The sequence below is a fragment of the Corynebacterium imitans genome (genome assembly GCF_000739455.1).
GTDB lineage: Bacteria > Actinomycetota > Actinomycetes > Mycobacteriales > Mycobacteriaceae > Corynebacterium > Corynebacterium imitans.
In genome coordinates this window covers 103,248-124,284 of sequence record NZ_CP009211.1, presented here as the reverse complement: position 1 = coordinate 124,284, position 21,037 = coordinate 103,248, and the positions used below count along the sequence as shown (strand labels likewise).

The following is a 21,037-nucleotide window of genomic DNA, read 5'->3' as shown; positions in this document are numbered from 1 at the left end:
AATCTAATCGGGGACTGCATCCAGCAGCAGTTCTGCTTGTTCAAGCTCGTCACTGGTTCGCAGCCCTTCCAGGAAGGACGCCAAGTCGCGGTCAAGCATTGCCGCAAGATCCATGTACGCGTCGAAGCTTTCCCGCGGGCTCAAGCGGTGGTTGGTGCCGGTAATCGGAACTCCCGACAACACTAGCGGCTCATGGTGGGCGACCCGGTTCCGAATTTTCCGCACCGGGAGCACCTTGTGATACACCCATTCCCGCGTGAGTCCCTGAGACGAGAAATTCGGGTCTTGCACTCTGGCAAGCTGCCTCGCGCCAGGAAAAACTTCCAACAAAGCAGCGCTATCCCAAATCTGATCATGGTCGGCTCTCTCAAATGGAGCAGCAAGCCCAGTCCCGCCACCTTTGTCCAACATGTTGGTCCATGTTCTGAACATCGAGGCCGCGACGATACGGCTGCCCAGTGTGGCCCCTCGCACCACCTGCTGCGCCGTATATCTCCGTGGCAGTGAGTCCCATGCTTCGCTGATGTTGCCGCGAACTCGCGCGTCGAAACCAACTTCAGCCCTGGCGTACCAGTCCGAGCCAAACTTTTCGGCCAAAAGTCGGTTGATGGCGTTTCGCAGCGCAACCTCGATAAATGCAATGTCGCGGAAAAACGCACTCGCGAGTTTACGGTCCACTAGGTACAGCTCCAGAGCTGCTTCCTCCGCGTGGAACATTCTCTCCAAGTATGGTTTGAGTCGCTCGTCCGAGATCCATTCTTTCTTAAAATGAGCTACTCCCACTTTTCCCCCAAAAGTATTGCTTAGTTTCGGTCACCAGCTTATACTCAAACCCGTATTCCCCTCTCACGCATAAGTCACCCGTTCAGCGGAATGGCTGTGGAGGGGTTTTCTCTTGCGATAAGGCACAATGAAACACATGACTTCCACCCCGCAACCTCTCCATTCCAGCGGGAGCACCGCTGCCGTGATCGTGACCCATAAGCGCGTGGACCTGCTGCGGCACTCGCTGGAGCAAGTGGTGCGCCAGACGCACCCTGTGCAGTGGGTGATCGTGGTGGACAACGGGGCGGAATCACAAGTCAAGGAACTGCTGGAAGAGCTCGCGGGGGAGCGCGCCGTCTACCTGCCCAGCCACACAAACCTGGGCGGCGCGGGCGGTTTCGCCTACGGGTTCCTCCACGCGCTCGCGCTCGGCGCGGACGCGATCTGGTGCGCGGATGACGACGGCCGCCCCGCCGACGAGCACGTCCTTGCCGAGCTCTACCGGGTAGCTCAAGCACACGAACTGCACGAGGTCAGCCCGATCGTGGCGAATATCGACGCCCCCGAGAAGCTCGCCTTCCCACTGCGTCAGGGCACGGTGTGGCACCGGCGCGTCGATGAGCTGGAGGGCGACTTCCTCCCCCAGTACGCCTCACTGTTTAACGGCGCGCTCATCTCCGCCCGCGCAATGGAGCGCATCGGCGTGCCGGACTACCGCCTGTTTATCCGCGGTGACGAGGTGGAGTACCACCGCCGCCTCGCTCAGTCGGGTTTGAAGTACGGTACGGCGCTGACCACCAGCTACCTGCACCCGGACGGCTCCGGCGAGTTCCACCCGATCATGGGCGGGCGCGCGCACGCACAGTGGCCGGACAACCCCACGAAGCGCTACTTCACCTACCGCAACCGCGGCTACATCATCAACCAGCGGGGGATGAAGAAGATGCAGCTGCAGGAGGTAGTTCGCTTCGGCTGGTTCTTCCTCATCGAGCGCAAAAACCCGCGGGAATTCTTCCAGTGGCTCAAGCTTTTGCGCCGCGGGGCGCGCGAGGACTTCCGACGCCCCTAGCGCGGGTCCTGCTCGGCGATGATCTTTGTTTCTTCCTTAAAAATCACGCGGCGCTGCAGCACAAAGTTCGTCACGGTGGCCACGCCCTGCGCGATGACGAAGGAGACGCCGTCCTTCCACGGGTTCGTGTCGATGCCCATGGCGATCAGCGGGCCCTCCGTCCAGCGATACAGCAGGAGCTGCACCACAAAGGTCACCGCGTAGAGGAAGAAAACCGCGCCCGCCTTCTTGGCGTTGACCTCGGCCTGGAAGGCGAATTTGGAGTTGAGCAGGTAGGCGGTCAGCGTGCCGAAGACCCAGCCGACGGCTTTGGCCATATCGCGCTGGGTGCCGACAAGCTCGGTGAGCGAATACGTGATGCCAAAGTCAATGACCGCGCAGCCGATACCGATGATCAAAAACGGCACGAGCTGCTTGAATACTGCGGAAGAGGAAGACACGGGCGCTTAGTCTACCCGTGGAGCAGCTCGCGCAGAATTTCCAGCCGGTCAACCGCTGACAAATCTCCCACGAACGCCTCGCCCGCACGGCTCAGCGTGAACACCTCGTCGGCGTCCGTGTCCTCCCAGCCCAGGGCCCGCATGAGGCTGAGCACCAGGCGTCGCGTCGTCGGACAATCCTCGAAGCACGCCATCGCCAGCACGTGTACCCAGAAAGCATCGCTCGTTTTGCTTCTCGACGCCGGAACGAGCCCCGCCAGCCGCGCCCGCTCCCCCGCAGGCAAGGTGCGCTCCCCGTCTGCGAGCACCTGCAGGAGCGGCACGAAGTCGAAAGACTCGGCGCGCCTGATGACGTCGCGCACCTCGGGTCGCACCGTGCTTCCTGTCAGGTCTAGGTCCACCTCGTTGCCGGCGAAGGAGCCGTCGCCGGCGACGCAGACGGGGCCGTCGCTGCCGCCGGGGTAGACGTCGGCAAGCAGCATGGTGAACTGCCACAGGCCCCAGGTGAAGGTGGCGGTGTCGCCGGGGGACGTGAGGACGTCGACAAGCAGGCCCTGGCTTGGCGAACCGACCGTCTCCGTGATGCCGAAGAGGGCAGCGACGAGCTCGCGGCACTGCTCGATCGTGGTGGACGAGTCGAGGCCGACCCAGCGGTAGACCTCCTCGTCGGAGGTGAGCGCAATACGCACCATGAGCGTGGCACCGGGTGAAAGTTGAATCACCGGCGCCAGGTGCTCCGTATATAGCGTGCTGCCCATGGCGCCCACAATAGAGGTTTTTCGCGCGCGCTATGGTGAGTCGCATGAGGAAGCACTACAAAGGCGACGACCCGGACGCAATCCACGAGGCAGCTCAGCGCGTCGACGCGCCCCTGTCGGATTTCATGGTGCGGCTGTTCGTCGAGGAGCTGCCGTTCGTGGATTCGGTGGGCCGCGGGCGCATCTACGAGCTGCTGCGCGAGCACAAAGAGGCAGGTAAACCCGTCATCACCTCGCAGGAGGAGCTGCCGGAGGAGATCAGGCAGATCATGGATCTCTAAAGAATCTGTCTAAGATCACACCTTTCAATACCGGAAGTTCCACGCGTTGTGGGTAGGCTCGAACACGAAGAAGCTTTTCCACCTTTAGTTTGATCAGAAGCGGAGATATGGAACTTCACACCGAACTGAAATCCCTCTACGGCTGGGGCCGCACCGCCCCGTCGACGGCGCACGTCGTCTCCACCCCGGACGTGGACACCATCGCGAAGGCCGTGCAGGTCGCGGCCGAGAGCGGCCGCGGCGTCATCGCCCGCGGCATGGGCCGCTCCTACGGCGACCCGGCGCAGAACGGCGGCGGACTGGTCGTCGACATGCAGCCGCTCAACCAGATCCACTCCATCGACCCGGACACCGGCATCGTGGACGTCGACGCGGGTGTCACTCTGGACCAGCTGATGAAGGCCGCGCTGCCCTACGGGCTGTGGGTCCCCGTCCTGCCCGGCACCCGCCAGGTCACCATCGGCGGCGCGATCGGCCCCGATATCCACGGCAAGAACCACCACTCCGCCGGCTCCTTCGGCGACCATGTGCTCTCCATGGAGCTTTTGGTTGCCGACGGGCGCGTGCTCCACCTCGAGCCAGAGGGCGAAACCTCTGAGCTGTTCTGGGCCACCGTTGGCGGCATGGGCCTGACCGGCATCATCCTGCGCGCCCGCATTCAGATGACGTTCACGGAGACCGCCTACTTCATCTCCGACACGGTGCGCACCAACACGCTCGACGAGACGATCGAGGAGCACTCCCACGGCCAGGAGGAGGGCTACACCTACTCTTCCGCGTGGTTCGACGCGATCTCCGCGCCGCCGAAGACGGGCCGTTCCACCATTTCCCGCGGCTCGCTGGCCACCCTGGACCAGCTCAAGGAGTACGCACCGAAGCTGGCGAAGGACCCGCTGAAGTTCAAGGCCCCGCAGCTGATGACGGTGCCGGACATCTTCCCGTCCTGGACCATGAACAAGCTGACGCTGTCCGCCATCGGCGAGGCGTACTACATGATGGGCTCGCCTTCGAAGAACGACATCCTGAACCTCACGCAGTTCTACCAGCCGCTCGACCTGATCGGCGAGTGGAACCGCGGCTACGGCTCTGCCGGCTTCCTGCAGTACCAGTTCGTGGTGCCCACGAACGCGGTGGAGCCGTTCAAGGACATCATCTACCAGATCCAGTCCTCGGGCCACTACACGGCGCTGAACGTGTTCAAGCTGTTCGGCGAGGGCAACCGCGCGCCGCTGTCCTACCCGATGAAGGGCTGGAACGTGTGCGTGGACTTCCCGATCCGCGATGGGCTCAACACCTTCCTCGACCGCCTCGACGACCAGGTCATGGAGTTCGGCGGCCGCCTCTACCTGGCCAAGGAGTCCCGCACCAGCGCCGAGAAGTTCCACAAGATGTACCCGGAGCTCCCCGGCTGGCTGAAGACCCGCAACGAGATCGACCCGACCGGAGTGTTCGCCTCCGACATGTCCCGCCGCCTCGAGCTGCACTAGAAAGGAACCCCAATGCTGAACGCAGTTGGCCAAGCCCAGAACATCTTGCTGCTCGGCGGCACCTCGGAGATCGGCCTCGCCATCGTCACCGAGCTCGCCTCCCGCGGCGGCAACCCCACCGTCACCCTCGCCGCGCGCAAGGGCTCGCCGCGTATCGACGCCGCGGTGCAGGAAGTCTCCGCCGCCGGTGCCTCCAAGGTACGGCTCATCGACTTTGACGCCACCGACTTTGACTCCCACCCGGGCGTGATCGACGCCGCCTTCGAGGACGGCGACGTCGACGTCGCGATCGTGGCCTTCGGCACCCTGGGCGACCAGGAACAGCTCTGGCAGGACCAGGCCGCCGCCGTCGCCTCCGCACAGACGAACTACACCGCCCCCATCTCGGTTGGCGTACTTTTGGGCCAAAAGTTTAAAGCCCAAGGTCACGGCACCATTATCGCGATGAGCTCGGTGGCCGGCCAGAAGGTCCGCCGCTCCAACTTCGTCTACGGTGCCTCCAAGGCCGGCATGGACGGCTTCTACCTCCAGCTCGGCGAAGCACTGCGGGATTATGGCATCAACGTCACCGTGGTCCGCCCGGGCCAGGTTCGCACCAAGATGACCGAGGGCCTCGACGAGGCACCGCTGACCGTGGACAAGGAAGAGGTCGCGCAGGCCGCGGTGGACGCCGCGCTGGGCGGCAAGTCCAACGTGTTCGTCCACAAGCTCTTCGGCCCGATCTCGCTGGTACTTAAGGCGATCCCGGCGCCGATCATGCGGAAGCTGAGCTTCTAGTCGTTTGACCGGCCGGTTTCCGCGAGCACCTTCTCGCGGAGCCGGCCGGAAACAACAACGGCACCAACACAGCCGACCAGGGCGAGCGCGATGAGCGCGCCGAAGAACAGTACGGTTGCGATCCCGTCGGGCGTTGCCCCGACCATGGCCAGGCCGACGAGCGCGCCTTGCCCAAATCCCAGCAGCGCTGCGACCACCATCGGCACCCCAATTTCGCGCACCGCAACTTTTGTGTGAAAAGTTGGTGCCGCACCGATGAAGTGGAGCGACTTGGTCAGCTGCTTCTGCTCCACCACCGCGAGCGCCTGCGTCAGCAGGGTGAACAGCACCAGCAGGATCGCGCCGAAGAGCACCGTGATGGCGATGCCCTTGGGCAAATCTTGCACGATGAGCGCCTCCTCGGGGGCCACCTCACTTTCCGCAATGCCCTGGAACGCCCCGGCCACCCCGGCGGTAAACGCGACGAAGAACAGCGCGCTGCACCTGCGCCACGTGTTCTTTGCGCCGCGGCCCACTCGGCGCGTCGCTACGTAGTTGTACGCGCCTGGGATTCGGTAGCTGAAGCGCGCCACAATCTGGATCACTCCGACGGCGATCAGCGTATTCACCACCAAGAACCCGATGAAGACGACGAGCGCCACCAGGACGTCCACGAAATCGGCCTCCGGCGCGACCGGGTGCCGAGCAAGCCAGGTGTACAGCCCGATTGCTGCGGCGACGGCGCACACGGTCGTGATTGCCTTCTGCCCGGGGTGCGGCACGCGCTTGGTCACGCCGAGCGGTGTGACCGCCACCTGCTGCAGCGCGCGCCACACGGAACCCGCGGCGAGCAGCGCGACGGCCGCCCACGCGATCGGCACGACCCACCAGGTGAACATTTCCCAGGTACCGATCTGCGTCCCCTGAAAGGAAAGCGCTGACCAGGCTGGCACGCTCGCTAGGTACGCCACCGTACCGATGCTCAGCCCAACGAGGGCCCTGCGCAGCGCCTCCAGGATCATCATGCCGCGTACCTCACCTGCGGTCGCGCCGACGAGCCTTAACACCGCGAGCTGTTGCTCGCGCCCGCTCAGGTCCGCCCGCGCCGCCTGTGTGAGCAGGGTGAGCAGGGTGGGGACGAGCAGCGCGCACGCGAAGAGTGCGAGCCCGATGTAGAGCAGCGGGATGTCGATGTCGCCGCCGAGGTTCGGGTATTGCCTGTCGCGCTGAACAAACATCCAGGTGCCGCCGGCGAGTGTGCACAGCATCCACGTGGCCACCGCCAGCGCGGCCACGGAGAGCTTTCGCACCCAGCGCTCGCCGGAGCCCCTTTGAGAAGAGGCCTCTTTGGAGCGGACCCTCGTTGCCGTCATCAGTGTGGTCGCGCTCATGCTGCCACCTCCGAGTGGATCAGGCCGTCGCGAATCTCGATGCGCCGGTTGCACCAGGCCGCGATCTTCGGGTCGTGCGTGACCAAGACCAGGGTGACGCCGAACTTTTGCGCCACTGCGACGATCTCCTGCATCACCTCGTGCCCGGTCGCCTGGTCGAGGGCCGCGGTCGGTTCGTCGGCGAAGACCACTTTCGGCGGACCCGCCAAGGCTCGTGCAATCGCGACCCTCTGCACCTGCCCGCCCGAGAGCTGGCCTGGAAACCTTGAGACAAAGTTCCCCAAGCCGAGCCTCGTAAGCATTTCCTCGGCCTGCTCGTGGGCGTCTTTCCTCGGGGTGCCGCGCATGATCTGGGGCAGCGCGACGTTTTCGGTGGCGGTGAGCTCGGGCAAAAGCTGTCCGTCCTGGAAGATGAAGCCGAAGTGGTTGAGGCGGAGTGAGGAACGCGCGGCGTCGTCAAGCGCTGCGATGTTTTTGCCTTCAAAAAGTACCTGCCCGGAGTCTGGGGTGAGCACGCCGGACATGCAGTGCAGCAGCGTCGACTTGCCGGAGCCTGATGGTCCCATGATGGCCACGGATTCGCCGGCGGGCACGTTCAGGCTCACGCCTTCGAGCACGCGTTGTTGGGTGAATGATTTCGTGATGTCTTGCAGTTCGAGCATGCTTCCATTCAACTTTTGGCCGAAAAGTTTCACCATGGTGCTCGCGCCCGAAAACGGGTAGTGCTAGCACTACCTCGCTAGTCTATGCATCTATGAGGTGGAGAAAACGAGCCAACCACGAGGAGAGTGCAGCGAAACGCGTGCACCAGCTGACGGCGTCTCGTCGCAAGATCGCCGAGGCGTATGAGGTGGAGCGGCTGCGCATCGAGCGCGACCTGCACGACGGCGCGCAGCAGCACTTCGTCGCCGCCGCGATGAAGGTCGGCGAGGCAAAGCTCGATGCTGAGGGGAGCACCCTCGCGCTTCTCGACGCCGCCGCCACCGACCTCAAGCGCGGCCTCGAAACCCTCCGCCGCACCGTCCACGGCATCCACCCCACCGAGCTGACCGACCGGGGACTCGTCGCCGCCGTGGAAACTGCCGCTTCCCAGTACGGCCCCCACGTGCGCGTCCGCGCGCCGCACCCGCTGCCCGCGATCGACGCGTCCGTGCTTGCCGCCGCCTACTTCTTCACCACCGAGGCGCTCACCAACGCCGCGAAGTATGCGGAAGGACACCCAGTGAACGTCCTCATCACCTGCGACGACACGCTCAACGTGGTCGTCACGGATCAGGGCGACGGGGGCGCGGAGTTTCTCCCCGGCCGCGGCCTCGACGGGATGCGCGAGCGCGTCGCCGCGTTCGGCGGCACTCTCGAGCTGAACTCGCCGGTCGGCGGCCCAACGACGGTTGCGGCGCGCATCCCGCTGCTGCTCTTCCGCGGCGAAAGCGGGGTGGGCGCGTGAAGATCGTGGTTGCAGACGACTCTGCCCTGCTGCGCGAAGGCGTCGCCGGTCTGCTCACCCGGCGCGGCCACGACATCGTCGGGGAAGCTTCAAGCGCCGACGAGCTGATCTCGCTTATCGACGCCGCGCCCCTCCCCGACCTTGTCATCACCGATGTCCGCATGCCCCCGCACATGCGCGACGATGGACTCACCGCGGCCCTTCAGCTCCGCCAACGCCACCCGGGCTTAAACGTGCTGGTCCTGTCGCAGTACGTGGCCGCGCCCTATGCTCGCGAACTTTTCGGCCAAAACTTTGGCGGCGGCACCGGCTACCTTCTCAAGGACCGGGTCGCCGAGGTTGCCGACTTCATCGCCACTTGTGAGACCGTCGCCGACGGCGGGGTAGTCATCGACCCGGAGGTGGCCAGTTCGCTGATGCACACCAGCGCCCCGTGGCTGCGCGAGCTTTCTCCGCGGGAGCGCGAGGTCCTCGAACTCATGGCGGAGGGGCTGTCCAACGCCGACATTTCGGCCAAACTTTTCCTCTCTTCGGCGGCCGTGGCCAAGCACGTCTCCAGCATCTTCTCCAAGTTGGGGCTCACCCCGGACGAGGACAACCGGAGAGTCCGCGCGATCCTGATGTTCCTCTCCGAGCGAGGTGTGGACTAGTGGCTCACCGAGTTGTGCGAAACTAGAGGGCATGACCACGACAGCTACCGTTGAGGAGACCCCGGAGGGTCTGCGCACCACTGGCTACGCCCCGGATCCGCTTTCCGCGCAGCAGACTCTCATTCGCACGCTTCTTGCTGGCGGGCTCGGTGCGCTTATCACCACGCTCGTCTGGTTCGTGCTGCACTCGGTGTCCCTGCCCGCCTACAACACCTCCATGGCGATTCGTGCGCTGTCCTCTGCCGGCTCGCTGATCGTGCTCATTGTGAGTCTGGTCTGCGCGGTCCTCTGGCTGCGCGGCACCCGGAAGTGGTTCAACGGCATCATCATGCACCTCACGGCCCCGGCCCTGGTGGTCACCGCGCTGGGGATCCCGCTGTCCGCGACCCGCCTGTGGCTCGACGGTATCCAGGTAGACCAGGGATTTCGCACCCAGTTTTTGTCGCGGATGACGGAAACGGCCGCCAACGCGGACATGAACTACGTGGACCTGCCGTCCTTCTATCCCATTGGCTGGTTCTGGCTGGGTGGGCGCGTGGCGGACCTGCTCGGCGTGCCGGGCTGGGAGGTCTTCCAGCCCTGGGCGCTGATTACGCTGGCGGCGGGCGCGGCGATGCTAGTGCCGGTGTGGCAGAAGATTGTCGGCTCGCTGCCGATTGCCTGCGCGATCGCCACCTTCACCACCGCGGTCGTGCTGACGGAGACGCCGGATGAGCCCTACGCGGCGCTCGTCGCCATGTTCTTCCCCGCCGCCACGGTGATTACGTACCGCGCGCTGCTCGGATCACGCAACGCTATCATCTTCATGGCGCTCTACCTGGGAATCTCCGCCAGCTTCTACACGCTATTTACCGCCATTGCCGCGCTATTTGTGGTGACGATGGCGTTTCTGGTCGCCTTCCTGACCACCAGCGATGCGCGCCCTATTATCCGCCTGCTGATCATCGGCGTGTCCTCCTTGGCGGTTGCCGCGCTGACCTGGTGGCGCTATATTTTCGCGGTGCTTTCGGGCAACTACGAGGTCCAGTCCACGGCGAACCACTTCCTGCCGGAGGAGGGCACCGTCTTCCCGCTGCCCTTCTTCTCCTTCTCCATCATTGGCCTGCTGTCGCTGCTGGGCATGATCTTTATCGTGATGCGCGCCGGCGAGCGTGAGGTGGCGTCGCTAGGCGTAGGCGCGATCGTCTGCTACGTGTGGTGCCTTGCCTCGATGGCGGCGACGCTGCTCGGCACTTCGCTGTTGGGCTTCCGCGTCGAGGTGCTGATCATCTTGCTGTTCATCACCGCCGGCATCCTCGCGGTGTCCGACATCATCCTGGTGGGGCTGGACTACTTCTTCCCCTCCCGCTTCAACCTTGCGACGAATCAGACCATTATCGCGATCATCGCGATTGTGGTGACGTCCGCTTGCCTGCATTACGTGCAGCAGATCCCGTCGGAAAACGAGTCCCACATCGACCAGGCCTACGCCGACACGGACGGCTACGGCGAGCGCGCCGACCGCTTCCCGCCCGACGCCGCCCAGTACTACGGCGAGATCACCGAGCTGCTCACATCCCACGGCTACCAGCCGAACGAGGCGGTGATCTACACCGACGAGATTAACTACATGGCGTATAACCCCTACTTCGGCTTCAACGCGTTTACCAGCCACTACGCCAACCCGCTCGGCGAGTTCGATCTGCGCAACGAAGAACTCATCGCCTGGTCGCAGCTGTCCTGGGACGACCCGGAGACGCTCACAGAAGCCATCGACGACTCCAAGTGGGCCCCGCCCGTCGCCTTCATCTTCCGCGGCGACGTCGAGGAGCCCGGCGAAGGCTATAAGACGCACGTGGCGCACGACATTTTCCCCAACGAGCCGAACGTGCGCTACGAGGGCCTGTTCTTCAACGCGGAAGCCTTCGATAACGACGAGTGGGACGTGGAACAGATCGGCCCGTTTGCGGTAGTGGTGCGTACATAACGGGGCAGTCACAGTAAGGTGACTTCACGTGGCAACTGTTACTGATGTGCAATCCAAGGCTCCCCAGTCGCTGATTAACACGGCGATTGTGTCGGGCATCCTCGCCTTCGCGCTGCTCGTCCTCACCCCTTTCCTGCCGGTCAACCAGGTCCAGTCCAAGGTGTCCTGGCCGCAGAACGATACGGTGGCGTCGGTAAACGCGCCGCTGATCTCGCTGGCCCCGCAGGACGTGTCGCTGACGATCCCGCTCAGCGCCGTCGATGAGCTGCGCGAAGGCCAGTCGACCATCCTGTCGACGCTGCCGGAATCCTCCGAGGACGCGACCTACCGCGGCCTCTTTGTCACCTCCCCCGACGGCGGCCTGGTGGTCTCCGCCCTCGACGAAGTCGTCTTCGAGCTCAGCGCCGAGGAGGTCGGCGCCCTGCCGCGCGAGGCCGTCCTCGAGGTCCGCCAGACCAACGAGGGCATGACCGTCGCCATCCCGGGCACCACCTTCGTGGAGGAGTCCGAGGATGACTACCGCCCGCAGTTCACCGGCCTGTACACCGAGCTCAAGCCCGAGGCCTCGGGCATGCTTATCGACGCCGGCCTGCACGCCTCCGTCGACATCAACTCCCGGTTCACCTCCTCGCCCACCCTGGTCAAGCTCATCGCCATGTGCGGCGGACTCATCGCCGCGCTGATCGGGCTGTGGGCGCTGCGCCGCCTGGACCGCTACGACGGGCGCAACCTGCCCGCCTTTGGTTCCCGCTGGCGCACCTTCACCGCGCTCGACGGCGTGGTCGTGGCCATCCTCGGCTTCTGGCACGTCTTCGGCGCGAACACTTCCGACGACGGCTTCCTGCTCACCATGGCGCGCGTGGCCACCGAGTCGGACTACATGGCGAACTACTACCGCTGGTACGGCGTCCCGGAGGCCCCCTTCGGGTCTCCGTTCTACGACATACTCTCACTGCTCTCGTACGTGACCACCGCGTCGATGTGGATGCGCCTGCCAACGCTCGCCGCGGCTCTGTTGACGTGGTGGATCCTCTCGCGCGAGATCCTGCCGCGCCTGGGCACTGCAGTAGCTGACCGCCGCATGGCGCACTGGACGGCCGCCTTCATCTTCCTGGCCTTCTGGCTGCCCTACAACAACGGCACGCGCCCGGAACCGATCATCGCGCTCGGCATCATCACCACGTGGGCGCTGTTTGAGCGCACCATCGCCACCGATCGCCTCGCCCCCGCCGCGTGGGGCACGGTCACTGCGGCGATCACGCTCGCGTGCGGCCCGACCGGCCTCGCCGCGGTCGGCGTGTTCCTCGTGTGCCTGCCGCGGGTCTTCCGCATCATGAACGCGCGCCGCCACATCGCGCCCGGCCTGGCGTACGTCGCCGTCTTCCTGGGCGCGGGACTGGCTGTTTTCGTCCCGGTGTTTAAGGACCAGACGCTGGCGACCGTGCTGGAGGCGACCGCGGTGCGCTCCGAGGTCGGCCCGGCACTCGAGTGGTACTCGGAGTGGGTGCGCTACGGCACGCTCTTCCAGCAGTCTGTCGACGGCTCGATGACGCGCCGCTTCCCCATGTTCGTCTTCCTCTTCTGCCTCATCCTCATCGGGTGGGCGGTCACCCGCTTCGGCAAGGTGCCGGGCGTGACCAAGGACGTCACCGGCCGCATGCTCTACATTGTGGGGCTGGCCACCTTCTTCCTCATGTTCACGCCCACGAAGTGGACGCACCACTTCGGCATCTACGCAGGTATCGGCGGCGCGGTCGCGGCCCTCGGCGCGGTGGTGCTCTCGCACATCGCGCTGCAGTCCAAGCGCAACCGCACCCTCGCCATTGCGGCGGTCTGCTTCCTCATGGCGATGACCCTGGCCGGGTGGAACGCCTGGTGGTACGTCTCCTCCTTCGGCGTGCCGTGGTGGGACAAGACAGTCCAGCTCAAGGGCGTGGAAGCGAACACGATCATGCTCGCCATCTCCCTGCTCATCGCGCTGGTGGGTGTCATCCAGTCCTTCCGCAAGGACCAGACCGAGTACAAGGTGGGCGGCAAGTGGGTCGGCATCATGTCGGCACCGATCGCAGTGATGGCGATCGCCATGGTCGCGTTTTCCTGCCTCACCTTCGTCAAGGCATTCGCCTCCCAGGCGCCGGCGTACTCGGTGGGCATGGGCAACGTGCGGAGCTTTGCAGGCAACCACTGCGCCCTGGCCAACGAGGTACTGCTGGAGGAGGACACGAACGATTCCTTCCTCACGCCAATCGACGGCGTCCCGCTGGGCCGCTCCCTCGACGCAGGCAGCGAGTCCCGCGGGTTCACTCCGGACGGCGTGCCTGCCTTCATCGTGAGCGAGAATGCGAACGCTTCGGACTTGGCGGAGCAGGAGGCGTCGACAAGCGATAGCTCGACTGGCGAGACGGACGCCGAACCGACACAGGCCGACCTGAGCGAAGAGAAGCAGTCGACGACGACCACAAACACGCAGGGCAACCGCCCCGACTCCATGCGCGGCGTCAACGGCTCGACGGTGCGCCTGCCGTTCAACCTCGACTACACGCGCGTGCCGGTGCTCGGCACCTTCGAGGACGATCCTTCCGCCGGCGCCAAGCTCACCACCACCTGGTACGAGCTGCCGGAAACCAATGACAACGCGCCGCTGCTCGTCACCTCGGTCGCTGGCCGCATCGCCCACCACGACATCAACGGCGTGGAGCAGGAGGGCACCGAGCTGAAGCTGGAGTACGGCACACGCACCGACGGCGGTGTGGAGAAGCTTGGCGAGGCAGAGATGCTCGACCAAGGCCCGACCCCGCTGTGGCGCAACCTGCGCTACCCCGTCGCCGACCTGCCGGAAGACGCCGACGTGGTCCGCCTGGCCGCCGAGGACACCTCGCTGGCGGAAAAGGACTGGCTGGCGGTCACTCCGCTGCGCAACCCGCAGCTGGCACCGCTGGGCAAGCGTTTCGACGCCGAAACTCCCGGCCTGCTCGACTGGTCCGTCGCCTTCCAGTACCCCTGCCAGCGCACGTTTAGCCACTACGCGGGCGTCACCGAGATCCCCGAGTACCGCATCATGCCGGACGCCCCCGGCAAGCAGCAGCTCTCGGACTTCATGGACTTCCTGGGCGGCGGCGCGCTGTCGACCGCGGAGGCCGTGAACTACTCCTACGAGATCCCGGGCTACCTCAAGACCGACTGGCAGCGCGACTGGGGCTCGATCGCGAAGTACGAGCGCCGGACCAACTCCGTCGGTGAGATCCCGGAAAACGCGGAGATAGACTACGATGAGGTAGTTCGATCGGGCTGGTGGACTCCGGGCCCGATGAAGATCCGCGATCCGGAAGAGTAAAACGCCCATGCGCCGTTCCCGTCTGGTAGCGGCGGTCGCCGCTGCGCTTTTCGCCTTCACCTCGGCACCTGCAGCGACCGCCGCCCCGATTCAACCCTCCGAAAACACGGACCAGCTGGTTGAGCAGCAGGGGTGCACCAAGAAGTACCTCATCGCTGTGCCGGGCGGGGCGAACACCGCCCCGGGCATCCCGAACGCGATGCCGCACGGCGGCAACGTCTTCCTCACCGGCATCCTCACCCAGTTGGGCACGGGCGGAAAGGTCCAGCCGCTGTGGGTGTCCTACCACGCCACCCCGTTCGCGGCGAACAACTACTACGCCTCGTCTGCCGACGGCTACAACGAGACGGTGCGGACCGTGCGCCGTCTGTCCAACGCCTGCCCCGGCGCCACGTTTAGCTTTACCGGCTACTCGCTTGGCGCGGACATCGCCGCACGCCTGCTGCGCGATATCGCCCACGGCAACGGACCCATTGACCCGGATCGCGTCGACTCCGCCGCGCTCTTCGCCAATCCCTACCAGGGCGGCAACGGGGCAGCGCTCTCCCGCATCACCTCGCCGGCATCGCGTGGCGCGCTCGGCGAGCTCAAGGGCGGCTACGGCGAGCTTGGCCCGCGGGTGCTGGAGATCTGCAACTCTGCCGACATCGTCTGCTCTACCCAGGAAAGCTACCGCCCGCTGGTCGCGCCCGCTCTGAAGACGAACTTGCGCGGCGGCCAGCTGCCGGCACAGCAGTTCAACGAGCTGTTCCGCTCGCTTGGGCTTGCTTCCCTGGGAGTGTTCCACGGGATGGGCGCGCACGGCGGCTACACACTGTGGGACCAGCGCGAGGCCTCGGATTGGATTATCTCGCACGCCTAAACCCGTTAGAGTGGGGGCATGCATGACTTATTTGAGTTAGTCAACGGCGACTGGGTGCGCGAGCACGAGATTCCCGCCGACCGCGGCATCGATGGAGCCTTCTACGCCCTGCGCGACAAGTCGGAGGAGGACGTCCGCGCCCTGCTGCGGCAAGGCGACAGCCTTGGTGCCACCCTGTACGCCTCCTTCATGGATACCGACACCGTCAACGGTGCCGGTGTATCTCCGCTGGATGCGGACCTGACCAAACTTTCGGTGAAAAGTGTGGAGGACTTCGCCCGCGCGCTCGGGGAGCTTGAGCGGGTCGGCATCGGTGCGCCGCTCACCTACTGGGTGGAGAAGGACTCCCAATCCGAAGACGCCGTCGCCTACCTCGTCCAGTCCGGCCTGGGCCTGCCGGACGAGGCCTACTACCGCGCCGAGGAGCACGCGGAAACACTCGCCGCGTACAAGGAACACGTCGCGCGCATGCTCGGCTTCCTGCCGCCGATGTACCTGTTGGGTCTGGATCCGAAAACTGCTGCCGAGCGCATCGTCAACTTAGAGTCCAGCCTCGCCAGCAGCCACTGGGACGTGGTCCGCTCCCGCGACGCGATGGCCACCTACAACCCGACCACGCTGGATGCACTCCCCTCAAACGTCCAGGCGCTGCTGCGTGCCTCCGGGCTTGACGACGGCAAGGTCATCGCCATGATGCCCTCATACATCGAGGACCTGGACGCCATGCTGCGCCCCGAAACCCTGGCGGATTGGCAGCTGTGGGCCGCGTGGAACATCCTGCGCGCCCGCGCCGGCGTGCTCACCGAGGAGATCGGGCAGGCGAACTTCGAGTTCTACGGCACGAAGCTCTCCGGGGCGACCGAGCAGCGCGACCGGTGGAAGCGCGCAGTCGGCCTCGCTGAGTCTTTGGTGGGCGAGGAGATTGGGCAGGTGTACGTCGAGAAGCACTTCCCGCCCTCGAGCAAGCAGCACATGCTTGAGCTGGTGGACTACCTGCTGGCCGCATACCGCGAGCGCATCAGCGCGCTGGATTGGATGACCGAGGGCACCCGCGAGCGCGCGCTGGAGAAGCTCGGCCAGTTCCAGGCCAAGATCGGCTACCCGGACCGCTGGCGCAGCTTCGAGGGCTTGGAGTTTGACCCGGAACAATTAGTCGACAATGTTCGCCGCGGCAGCGCCTTCGAGCACGACTACCAGCTGTCCAAGATCGGAAAGCCCGCGGATCGCTCCGAGTGGGTGACCACCCCGCAGACGGTCAACGCCTTCTACAACCCGGTGGTCAACGACATCACCTTCCCCGCCGCGATCCTGCAGCCGCCGTTCTTCGATCCGGAGGCGGACGCAGCCGAGAACTTCGGCGCGATCGGCGCGGTCATCGGGCATGAGATCGGCCACGGCTTCGACGACCAGGGCTCACGCTACGACGGCGCGGGCAACCTCAACTCCTGGTGGACCGATGAGGACCGCGCGAACTTCGAGGCGCTGACCAAGCAGCTCGTCGACCAGTTCGACGGCCTGGTCCCGTCCGTCCTCGGCGAGGACTCCCGGGGCGTCAACGGCGAGTTCACCCTCGGCGAGAACATCGGCGACCTCGGCGGACTCGGCATCGCCGTCGTGGCCTACGAGCGCTACCTCAAGGAGCGCTCGCTTGACGACGGCCCACTTAACCCCTTCGGCGACCTCGACGGCGAGTACACCGGCTTCCAGCGTCTCTTCCTCGCCTGGGCGCGCGTCTGGCGCTCGAAGACCCGCCCGGAGATGGCCGCGCAGCTGCTGGCCATCGACCCGCACTCGCCGAACGAGTTCCGCTGCAACGTGATCGCCGCGAACGTCGCCGAGTTCTACGAGGCGTTTGATGTGGAGCCCGGCTCCAAGATGTGGATCGCGCCGGAGAAGCGGGTGAGGATTTGGTAGACGAGTACCCGGAGAACATCCAGGGCGACCCGAACTTCAACGTGGGCGGGGTGGATCGCCAGCTTCCCGACGACCTCCAGCTCGAGCAGCTGCGCAGCTACATCGAGTCCACCTACGATCCGGAGTCTCCCCAGTACCTCGCCCTGTTGCCGGACCGGATCACCCACGCGGCGATGCTCATGCTCGGCTCTGCAGTCGACCACACGATGCCCGGGGTGGCCTACACGGACAACATTTCGCAGAAAAGTTGCGAGCTGGGGGAAATCTTCGGGGACTCCACGTCCTGGATCATCAGCCTGTGGGACGGACCGAAGGCGGCCAAGGAGCACTTCTTCCGTCCGGAGGCGGCGGCGCTGGCCCAGCTTTCCGGGTGCGCGGTGTTGGACGTCGATGACGTTGCTGCAGCTTCCCGAGCCGTCGATTTCGCCCGCGCTAATGGCGCAGAAACGGTTGCCGTGTGGGCGTTTTCCTCTGGGTGTGGCTACATTCCGGAAGGTGCCGACAAAGTCGCCCTTACTTTTCCCACAAAAGTTGTGACCCTGGATGTGCCCACCTTTACCCAGGTTGGGACCGAAGACTCTTTTGGGGTGAAAATCGAGGGCGCGGAGACCTACCACTCGACGCACTACATTCAGACGCCGGCGGAGGCGCGTCGAAAAGTGCGCGACCTCGCCGACTTCTTCCGGAGCTAGAGCTCGAGCACCGAGTCCGCTTCGCTGAAGTCCTCCGGGGCGGGCTCGGGGGCCTCGACAAGAAAGGCGTGGGCACCGGTCGGGTCCTGCATGGCGAGCATCGGGCCGAAGGGCGAATCTCCCGGGCCGGCGAGGACCTTGCCGCCGAGCATCTCCACCTGCTGGCGCGCTTCAGTGATGTTGGGCACGCCCAGGAAGCTCTGCCAGCCGACCGGGTTCTCCTCCACGCGCATCCCGAGGAAGGGCGAGCCCTCCACCGTCGCGAGGTAGTAGCCCTCCGACTCCTTGATTTCCCAGTCGAAAAGGTCGCCGTAGAAGTCGATTGTCTCCATGCTCGGGGCGCTGTACTCGTACCAGACCGGCACCCCAGGCTCGCCAGCCGCGACGAACTGCTCCTCGCCTTTCGGCTCGATCAGGCCGAAGACGCCGCCCGCCGGATCCTGGCACACGTGCATCCGGCCCAGCGACACCTCGGAGGAGGCGACAACTTTTCCGCCAAACTTTTCCACATCGGCGTTGCCCAGGAAGTACGTCACCCACGCGGGCGACTCCCCTGGCACGATGCCGGCGACGGGGAGGCCTTCCTTCTTGGCCACCCGGTAGGTCTCGCCAGTGGTCTCCCAGCCGAGCAGTTTGGAGTAGAAGTACGTGGACTTCTGCTGGTCCGGCGTGAGTAGGTCCTGCCAGTAGGGCATTCCGAGCTCGGCACTGAAAGCGGGCATGAAAGGGTCTCCTCCAACCTGACGAAGTTAAAAGCCCATCGTAGTTTAGGGCAGGTTGCGCCACTTTTCGGGGTCGAAGTCGTCGTTGGCGGTGCGTTCGTCGAAGTAGTCTTGGTCTTCAGCGTCTTCAGCGCCAGTGACGACGGTGGCGGAGGTGCCGGCGAGGTCGACCACGTCGGCGTCGACAAGCGAGAAGCCCCGCGAGGTGACAACCTCGCCGTTGACCTGCACCTCGCCGGCCGCGATGACTTCTTTTGCGTGCCCGCCGGACTCGACGAGGTTAGCGAGCTTGAGGAATTGGCCGAGTCGGATCGAGTCCCCGGAAATTGCGACGTCCATTTACGCCAACTTCACTGCCGTGCCGGTGGCGGTGACCATGAGCAGGCCGTTGTCCGCGCCGAGGGCGTCGTACTGCACGTCGACGGAGACCACGGCGTCGGCGCCCATCTGCTGGGCGCGGTTCCACAGCTCGTTGAGCGCGGAGTCGCGCGCCTGGATGACCTCGCCCTCCTGCGACTGGACGCGGCCTGCGAAGTCGCGGAACATGGCGAGGCCGATGATGGTTTCGCCGCCGATCACGCGCATGTACTCGGTGATCTGGCGGCCTTCGACGTTCGGGGTCATAGTCAGAATCATATGACCAACGATAGTCGCTAACGCTCGGCCTGGTCAGTCGGCATGATGTTCAGGCTGTCGATGTTCACGTGCGGCGGCAGACTCGCCACCCAGCGGATCGCTTCTGCAATATCCTCTGCACTGAGGTTGAGCTTGCCGTCGTAGACCGCAGCCGCCTTCTCCTCGTCGCCCTTGAAGCGGTTGAGCGAGAACTCCGTCTTCACGCGGCCCGGGTCGATCTCGGTAACGCGGATGTTTTGCTCGGCCTCCTCGCGGCGGAAAGCACGCGTGATGCCACGCAGCCCGTACTTCGCCGCGTTGTAGCCGGACCCGCCCTTGTACGCGTCCGTCCCCGCGACCGAACCGATGTTGATCACCAGGCCCTGCGACGCCTTGAGCTGCGGATACAGCGCGCGCGTGACCCGCATCGTGCCCATCACGTTCGTGTCGAACATCCACTCCCAGTCCGCATCAGACGCGTCGCGCAGGAAGTCCAGCTCTTTCGCGCCGCCCGCATTGTTGACCACCAGGTCGACTCGCTCAAGCTGGGCCGCAAGCTTGTCGACGCTCACCTGATCCGTCACATCCAATTCGGCCGCAACCCCGCCAATCTCCTTTGCGATCTCCTCGCACTTGTCGAGGCGCCGCGCCGCGACGACGACGTGCCAGCCGTCCTTTGCCAAAGCCCGGGCTGCCGCCGCGCCAATACCCGCTGATCCGCCAGTGACTACTGCTACTTTTTGGGCTGTCATGTGGTTAGGATAACAAGATGGTTCGTGCGCCGCTGAGAATCATCCACACTGCTAGTGCCACAAAGATCGCGCCGGTCACTCTGTCCACCACGCTGCCATAGGTTTTCATGACCCCGCCCAACTTTGCGGCCAAAAGTGCGAACCCCACGAACCAGGCCACTCCCGTCACGATCAGGAGGACCGCTTCGAGTGCGCCAGCGTTGAACTGGGCGAAGATCGCGCCGAAGAAGAGAATGGCTTTCGGGTTGGAAAGGTTCGTCGCCAAGCCGAGGCGAAAGGGCTTGCGCACGCTCGCCGCCGCCGACACGTCCGGGTTACTCGCGTTGCGGATCGCACTCAGCCCCATCCATCCGAGGTACGCGCCGCCAACCAGCTGCAGCACTGCGAGGACCTGCGGGAACGCAGTGACCAGCGCACTCAGCCCAGCGATCGACGCCACAATCCAGAAGGTGTTGCCCACCATGATCCCCAGCGCGCACAGCACCCCGGCGCGCCGGTCCTTCGTGCCTACGCGGATGAGCTGGAAGAGGTCCGGGCCCGGGCTCGCAATCGCCGCGATCCACGTGGCGAGTAGTAAAAACATGCACTTACCCTAACCGCATGACGAACACTTGGTATAAGCCGGAAACACTCCCCGACCACCAGCCAGGCTGGGCGCTGCTTCGCGAGTTCAACGCACTCCACAACACCGACCCACAACGCGCCCGGGAACTTTTGTCCGAAATCTTCCCATCCAGCGAGGTGCCCGAGATCTGGGCCCCACTCCACCTGGAATACGGCGCGAACACGCACTTCGGGCCAGGCTGTTTCATGAACTTCAACTGCACCATCCTCGACATCGCGGACGTCACCATCGGCGCGGGTACCCTCTTCGGCCCCGGCTGCCAGCTCATTACGGTGGAGCACCCGCTCGCCCCCGACGATCGCGCCGCTGGCTGGGAGCGCGCGAAACCCATTGTTATCGGCGAAAACTGCTGGTTCGGGGCTGGCGCGATGGTGATGCCGGGCGTGCGCATCGGCGACCGATGCGTGGTCGCGGCGGGGGCGGTCGTGACGAAGGACCTTCCCGCCGACTCTCTCGCCGCAGGCGTGCCCGCTGTGGTTAAACGGAACACAACAAAGCACGAGAATTAGCA

22 protein-coding genes are annotated in these 21,037 nt (G+C 64.8%); 12 read left to right on the top strand and 10 right to left on the bottom strand.

Going from position 1 to position 21,037, the window contains the following annotated elements:
* Positions 1–3: 3 nt before the first annotated feature.
* Complete coding sequence (locus CIMIT_RS00545) at positions 4–717, bottom strand: Abi family protein (RefSeq protein ID WP_038587695.1); 714 nt, start codon at positions 715–717, stop codon at positions 4–6.
* A gap of 202 nt (positions 718–919) precedes the next feature.
* On the opposite strand from CIMIT_RS00545, the gene glfT1 reads away from it, so the two are divergent.
* Positions 920–1,834, top strand: coding sequence for a galactofuranosyltransferase GlfT1 (glfT1, locus tag CIMIT_RS00540; protein ID WP_231910313.1), 915 nt, complete (start codon positions 920–922; stop codon positions 1,832–1,834).
* Here the strand turns inward: glfT1 and CIMIT_RS00535 are convergent.
* Positions 1,831–2,274 (bottom strand): GtrA family protein, encoded by a 444-nt coding sequence (locus CIMIT_RS00535; protein ID WP_038587687.1) that lies wholly within the window; start codon positions 2,272–2,274, stop codon positions 1,831–1,833. The two genes, glfT1 and CIMIT_RS00535, sit on opposite strands and share 4 nt — an antisense overlap.
* 11 nt (positions 2,275–2,285) lie before the next feature.
* A complete protein-coding gene (locus CIMIT_RS11955) occupies positions 2,286–3,032 on the bottom strand; it encodes a hypothetical protein (RefSeq protein WP_051904676.1) in 747 nt (248 codons plus the stop codon).
* A 44-nt stretch (positions 3,033–3,076) separates the two neighbouring features.
* On the opposite strand from CIMIT_RS11955, the gene CIMIT_RS00525 reads away from it, so the two are divergent.
* The 3 genes from CIMIT_RS00525 (at position 3,077) to CIMIT_RS00515 (ending at position 5,577) form a co-directional block, all read left to right on the top strand.
* Entirely contained in the window at positions 3,077–3,313 is a 237-nt protein-coding gene (locus CIMIT_RS00525) for a hypothetical protein (protein WP_038587685.1), read from the top strand.
* A gap of 107 nt (positions 3,314–3,420) precedes the next feature.
* The gene (locus CIMIT_RS00520) at positions 3,421–4,800 is read left to right on the top strand and encodes an FAD-binding oxidoreductase (protein ID WP_038587682.1); all 1,380 of its coding nucleotides are present in this window, start codon (positions 3,421–3,423) and stop codon (positions 4,798–4,800) included.
* Between the two features lie 12 nt (positions 4,801–4,812).
* A complete protein-coding gene (locus CIMIT_RS00515) occupies positions 4,813–5,577 on the top strand; it encodes a decaprenylphospho-beta-D-erythro-pentofuranosid-2-ulose 2-reductase (RefSeq protein ID WP_038587681.1) in 765 nt (254 codons plus the stop codon).
* Here the strand turns inward: CIMIT_RS00515 and CIMIT_RS00510 are convergent.
* Positions 5,574–6,947 (bottom strand): FtsX-like permease family protein, encoded by a 1,374-nt coding sequence (locus tag CIMIT_RS00510; RefSeq protein ID WP_038587678.1) that lies wholly within the window; start codon positions 6,945–6,947, stop codon positions 5,574–5,576. The two genes, CIMIT_RS00515 and CIMIT_RS00510, sit on opposite strands and share 4 nt — an antisense overlap.
* Entirely contained in the window at positions 6,944–7,609 is a 666-nt protein-coding gene (locus CIMIT_RS00505; RefSeq protein ID WP_231910312.1) for an ABC transporter ATP-binding protein, read from the bottom strand. The genes CIMIT_RS00510 and CIMIT_RS00505 overlap by 4 nt, the downstream gene beginning before the upstream one ends.
* A gap of 140 nt (positions 7,610–7,749) precedes the next feature.
* On the opposite strand from CIMIT_RS00505, the gene CIMIT_RS00500 reads away from it, so the two are divergent.
* Genes CIMIT_RS00500 through CIMIT_RS00470 form a run of 7 tightly spaced genes read left to right on the top strand, consistent with a single transcriptional unit; the run spans position 7,750 to position 17,812 of the window.
* Positions 7,750–8,394: a sensor histidine kinase gene (locus CIMIT_RS00500; RefSeq protein ID WP_328286432.1), complete on the top strand. Its 645-nt coding sequence runs from the start codon at positions 7,750–7,752 to the stop codon at positions 8,392–8,394.
* Positions 8,391–9,044, top strand: coding sequence for a response regulator transcription factor (locus CIMIT_RS00495; protein WP_038587668.1), 654 nt, complete (start codon positions 8,391–8,393; stop codon positions 9,042–9,044). The genes CIMIT_RS00500 and CIMIT_RS00495 overlap by 4 nt, the downstream gene beginning before the upstream one ends.
* Before the next feature lie 31 nt (positions 9,045–9,075).
* Positions 9,076–11,010, top strand: a complete 1,935-nt coding sequence (locus tag CIMIT_RS00490; RefSeq protein WP_038587665.1) for a galactan 5-O-arabinofuranosyltransferase — start codon at positions 9,076–9,078, stop codon at positions 11,008–11,010.
* A 28-nt stretch (positions 11,011–11,038) separates the two neighbouring features.
* Entirely contained in the window at positions 11,039–14,344 is a 3,306-nt protein-coding gene (locus CIMIT_RS00485; RefSeq protein ID WP_038587662.1) for an arabinosyltransferase domain-containing protein, read from the top strand.
* 7 nt (positions 14,345–14,351) lie between these two features.
* Complete coding sequence (locus tag CIMIT_RS11950; protein ID WP_051904675.1) at positions 14,352–15,206, top strand: cutinase family protein; 855 nt, start codon at positions 14,352–14,354, stop codon at positions 15,204–15,206.
* A gap of 18 nt (positions 15,207–15,224) precedes the next feature.
* A complete protein-coding gene (locus CIMIT_RS00475; protein WP_038587659.1) occupies positions 15,225–17,120 on the top strand; it encodes a M13 family metallopeptidase in 1,896 nt (631 codons plus the stop codon).
* Complete coding sequence (locus tag CIMIT_RS00470; protein WP_038587657.1) at positions 17,084–17,812, top strand: hypothetical protein; 729 nt, start codon at positions 17,084–17,086, stop codon at positions 17,810–17,812. The genes CIMIT_RS00475 and CIMIT_RS00470 overlap by 37 nt, the downstream gene beginning before the upstream one ends.
* On the opposite strand, the gene CIMIT_RS00465 is transcribed toward CIMIT_RS00470, so the two are convergent.
* The 5 genes from CIMIT_RS00465 to CIMIT_RS00445 are packed head-to-tail and all read right to left on the bottom strand — an operon-like array spanning position 17,809 to position 20,484.
* Positions 17,809–18,534: a VOC family protein gene (locus CIMIT_RS00465; protein WP_038587654.1), complete on the bottom strand. Its 726-nt coding sequence runs from the start codon at positions 18,532–18,534 to the stop codon at positions 17,809–17,811. The two genes, CIMIT_RS00470 and CIMIT_RS00465, sit on opposite strands and share 4 nt — an antisense overlap.
* A 45-nt stretch (positions 18,535–18,579) precedes the next feature.
* Positions 18,580–18,873 carry an RNA-binding S4 domain-containing protein gene (locus tag CIMIT_RS00460; RefSeq protein WP_038587651.1) on the bottom strand — a complete coding sequence of 98 codons (294 nt, stop codon included), beginning with the start codon at positions 18,871–18,873 and terminating at the stop codon, positions 18,580–18,582.
* A complete protein-coding gene (locus tag CIMIT_RS00455; RefSeq protein WP_038587648.1) occupies positions 18,874–19,170 on the bottom strand; it encodes a heavy metal-binding domain-containing protein in 297 nt (98 codons plus the stop codon).
* 17 nt (positions 19,171–19,187) lie between these two features.
* On the bottom strand, positions 19,188–19,901 hold the full coding sequence (locus tag CIMIT_RS00450; RefSeq protein ID WP_038587646.1) for an SDR family oxidoreductase: 714 nt from the start codon (positions 19,899–19,901) through the stop codon (positions 19,188–19,190).
* Positions 19,902–19,905: 4 nt separating this feature from the next.
* Entirely contained in the window at positions 19,906–20,484 is a 579-nt protein-coding gene (locus CIMIT_RS00445; RefSeq protein ID WP_038587642.1) for a LysE family translocator, read from the bottom strand.
* A gap of 17 nt (positions 20,485–20,501) precedes the next feature.
* On the opposite strand from CIMIT_RS00445, the gene CIMIT_RS00440 reads away from it, so the two are divergent.
* Positions 20,502–21,035: a sugar O-acetyltransferase gene (locus tag CIMIT_RS00440; protein WP_051904674.1), complete on the top strand. Its 534-nt coding sequence runs from the start codon at positions 20,502–20,504 to the stop codon at positions 21,033–21,035.
* The last annotated feature ends 2 nt before the right edge of the window (positions 21,036–21,037 follow it).

Bases quoted from the DNA above. Each gene is read 5' to 3' on its own strand.
- CIMIT_RS00440 (WP_051904674.1), top strand. From the start codon at position 20,502: ATGACGAACACTTGGTATAAGCCGGAAACACTCCCCGACCACCAGCCA.
- CIMIT_RS00510 (WP_038587678.1), bottom strand. From the start codon at position 6,947: ATGAGCGCGACCACACTGATGACGGCAACGAGGGTCCGCTCCAAAGAG.
- CIMIT_RS00460 (WP_038587651.1), bottom strand. From the start codon at position 18,873: ATGGACGTCGCAATTTCCGGGGACTCGATCCGACTCGGCCAATTCCTC.
- CIMIT_RS00445 (WP_038587642.1), bottom strand. From the start codon at position 20,484: ATGTTTTTACTACTCGCCACGTGGATCGCGGCGATTGCGAGCCCGGGC.
- CIMIT_RS00525 (WP_038587685.1), top strand. From the start codon at position 3,077: ATGAGGAAGCACTACAAAGGCGACGACCCGGACGCAATCCACGAGGCA.
- CIMIT_RS00475 (WP_038587659.1), top strand. From the start codon at position 15,225: ATGCATGACTTATTTGAGTTAGTCAACGGCGACTGGGTGCGCGAGCAC.
- CIMIT_RS00455 (WP_038587648.1), bottom strand. From the start codon at position 19,170: ATGATTCTGACTATGACCCCGAACGTCGAAGGCCGCCAGATCACCGAG.
- CIMIT_RS00545 (WP_038587695.1), bottom strand. From the start codon at position 717: ATGTTCCACGCGGAGGAAGCAGCTCTGGAGCTGTACCTAGTGGACCGT.
- CIMIT_RS11955 (WP_051904676.1), bottom strand. From the start codon at position 3,032: ATGGGCAGCACGCTATATACGGAGCACCTGGCGCCGGTGATTCAACTT.
- CIMIT_RS00450 (WP_038587646.1), bottom strand. From the start codon at position 19,901: ATGACAGCCCAAAAAGTAGCAGTAGTCACTGGCGGATCAGCGGGTATT.
- CIMIT_RS00515 (WP_038587681.1), top strand. From the start codon at position 4,813: ATGCTGAACGCAGTTGGCCAAGCCCAGAACATCTTGCTGCTCGGCGGC.
- CIMIT_RS00490 (WP_038587665.1), top strand. From the start codon at position 9,076: ATGACCACGACAGCTACCGTTGAGGAGACCCCGGAGGGTCTGCGCACC.
- glfT1 (WP_231910313.1), top strand. From the start codon at position 920: ATGACTTCCACCCCGCAACCTCTCCATTCCAGCGGGAGCACCGCTGCC.
- CIMIT_RS00465 (WP_038587654.1), bottom strand. From the start codon at position 18,534: ATGCCCGCTTTCAGTGCCGAGCTCGGAATGCCCTACTGGCAGGACCTA.
- CIMIT_RS00520 (WP_038587682.1), top strand. From the start codon at position 3,421: ATGGAACTTCACACCGAACTGAAATCCCTCTACGGCTGGGGCCGCACC.
- CIMIT_RS11950 (WP_051904675.1), top strand. From the start codon at position 14,352: ATGCGCCGTTCCCGTCTGGTAGCGGCGGTCGCCGCTGCGCTTTTCGCC.
- CIMIT_RS00505 (WP_231910312.1), bottom strand. From the start codon at position 7,609: ATGCTCGAACTGCAAGACATCACGAAATCATTCACCCAACAACGCGTG.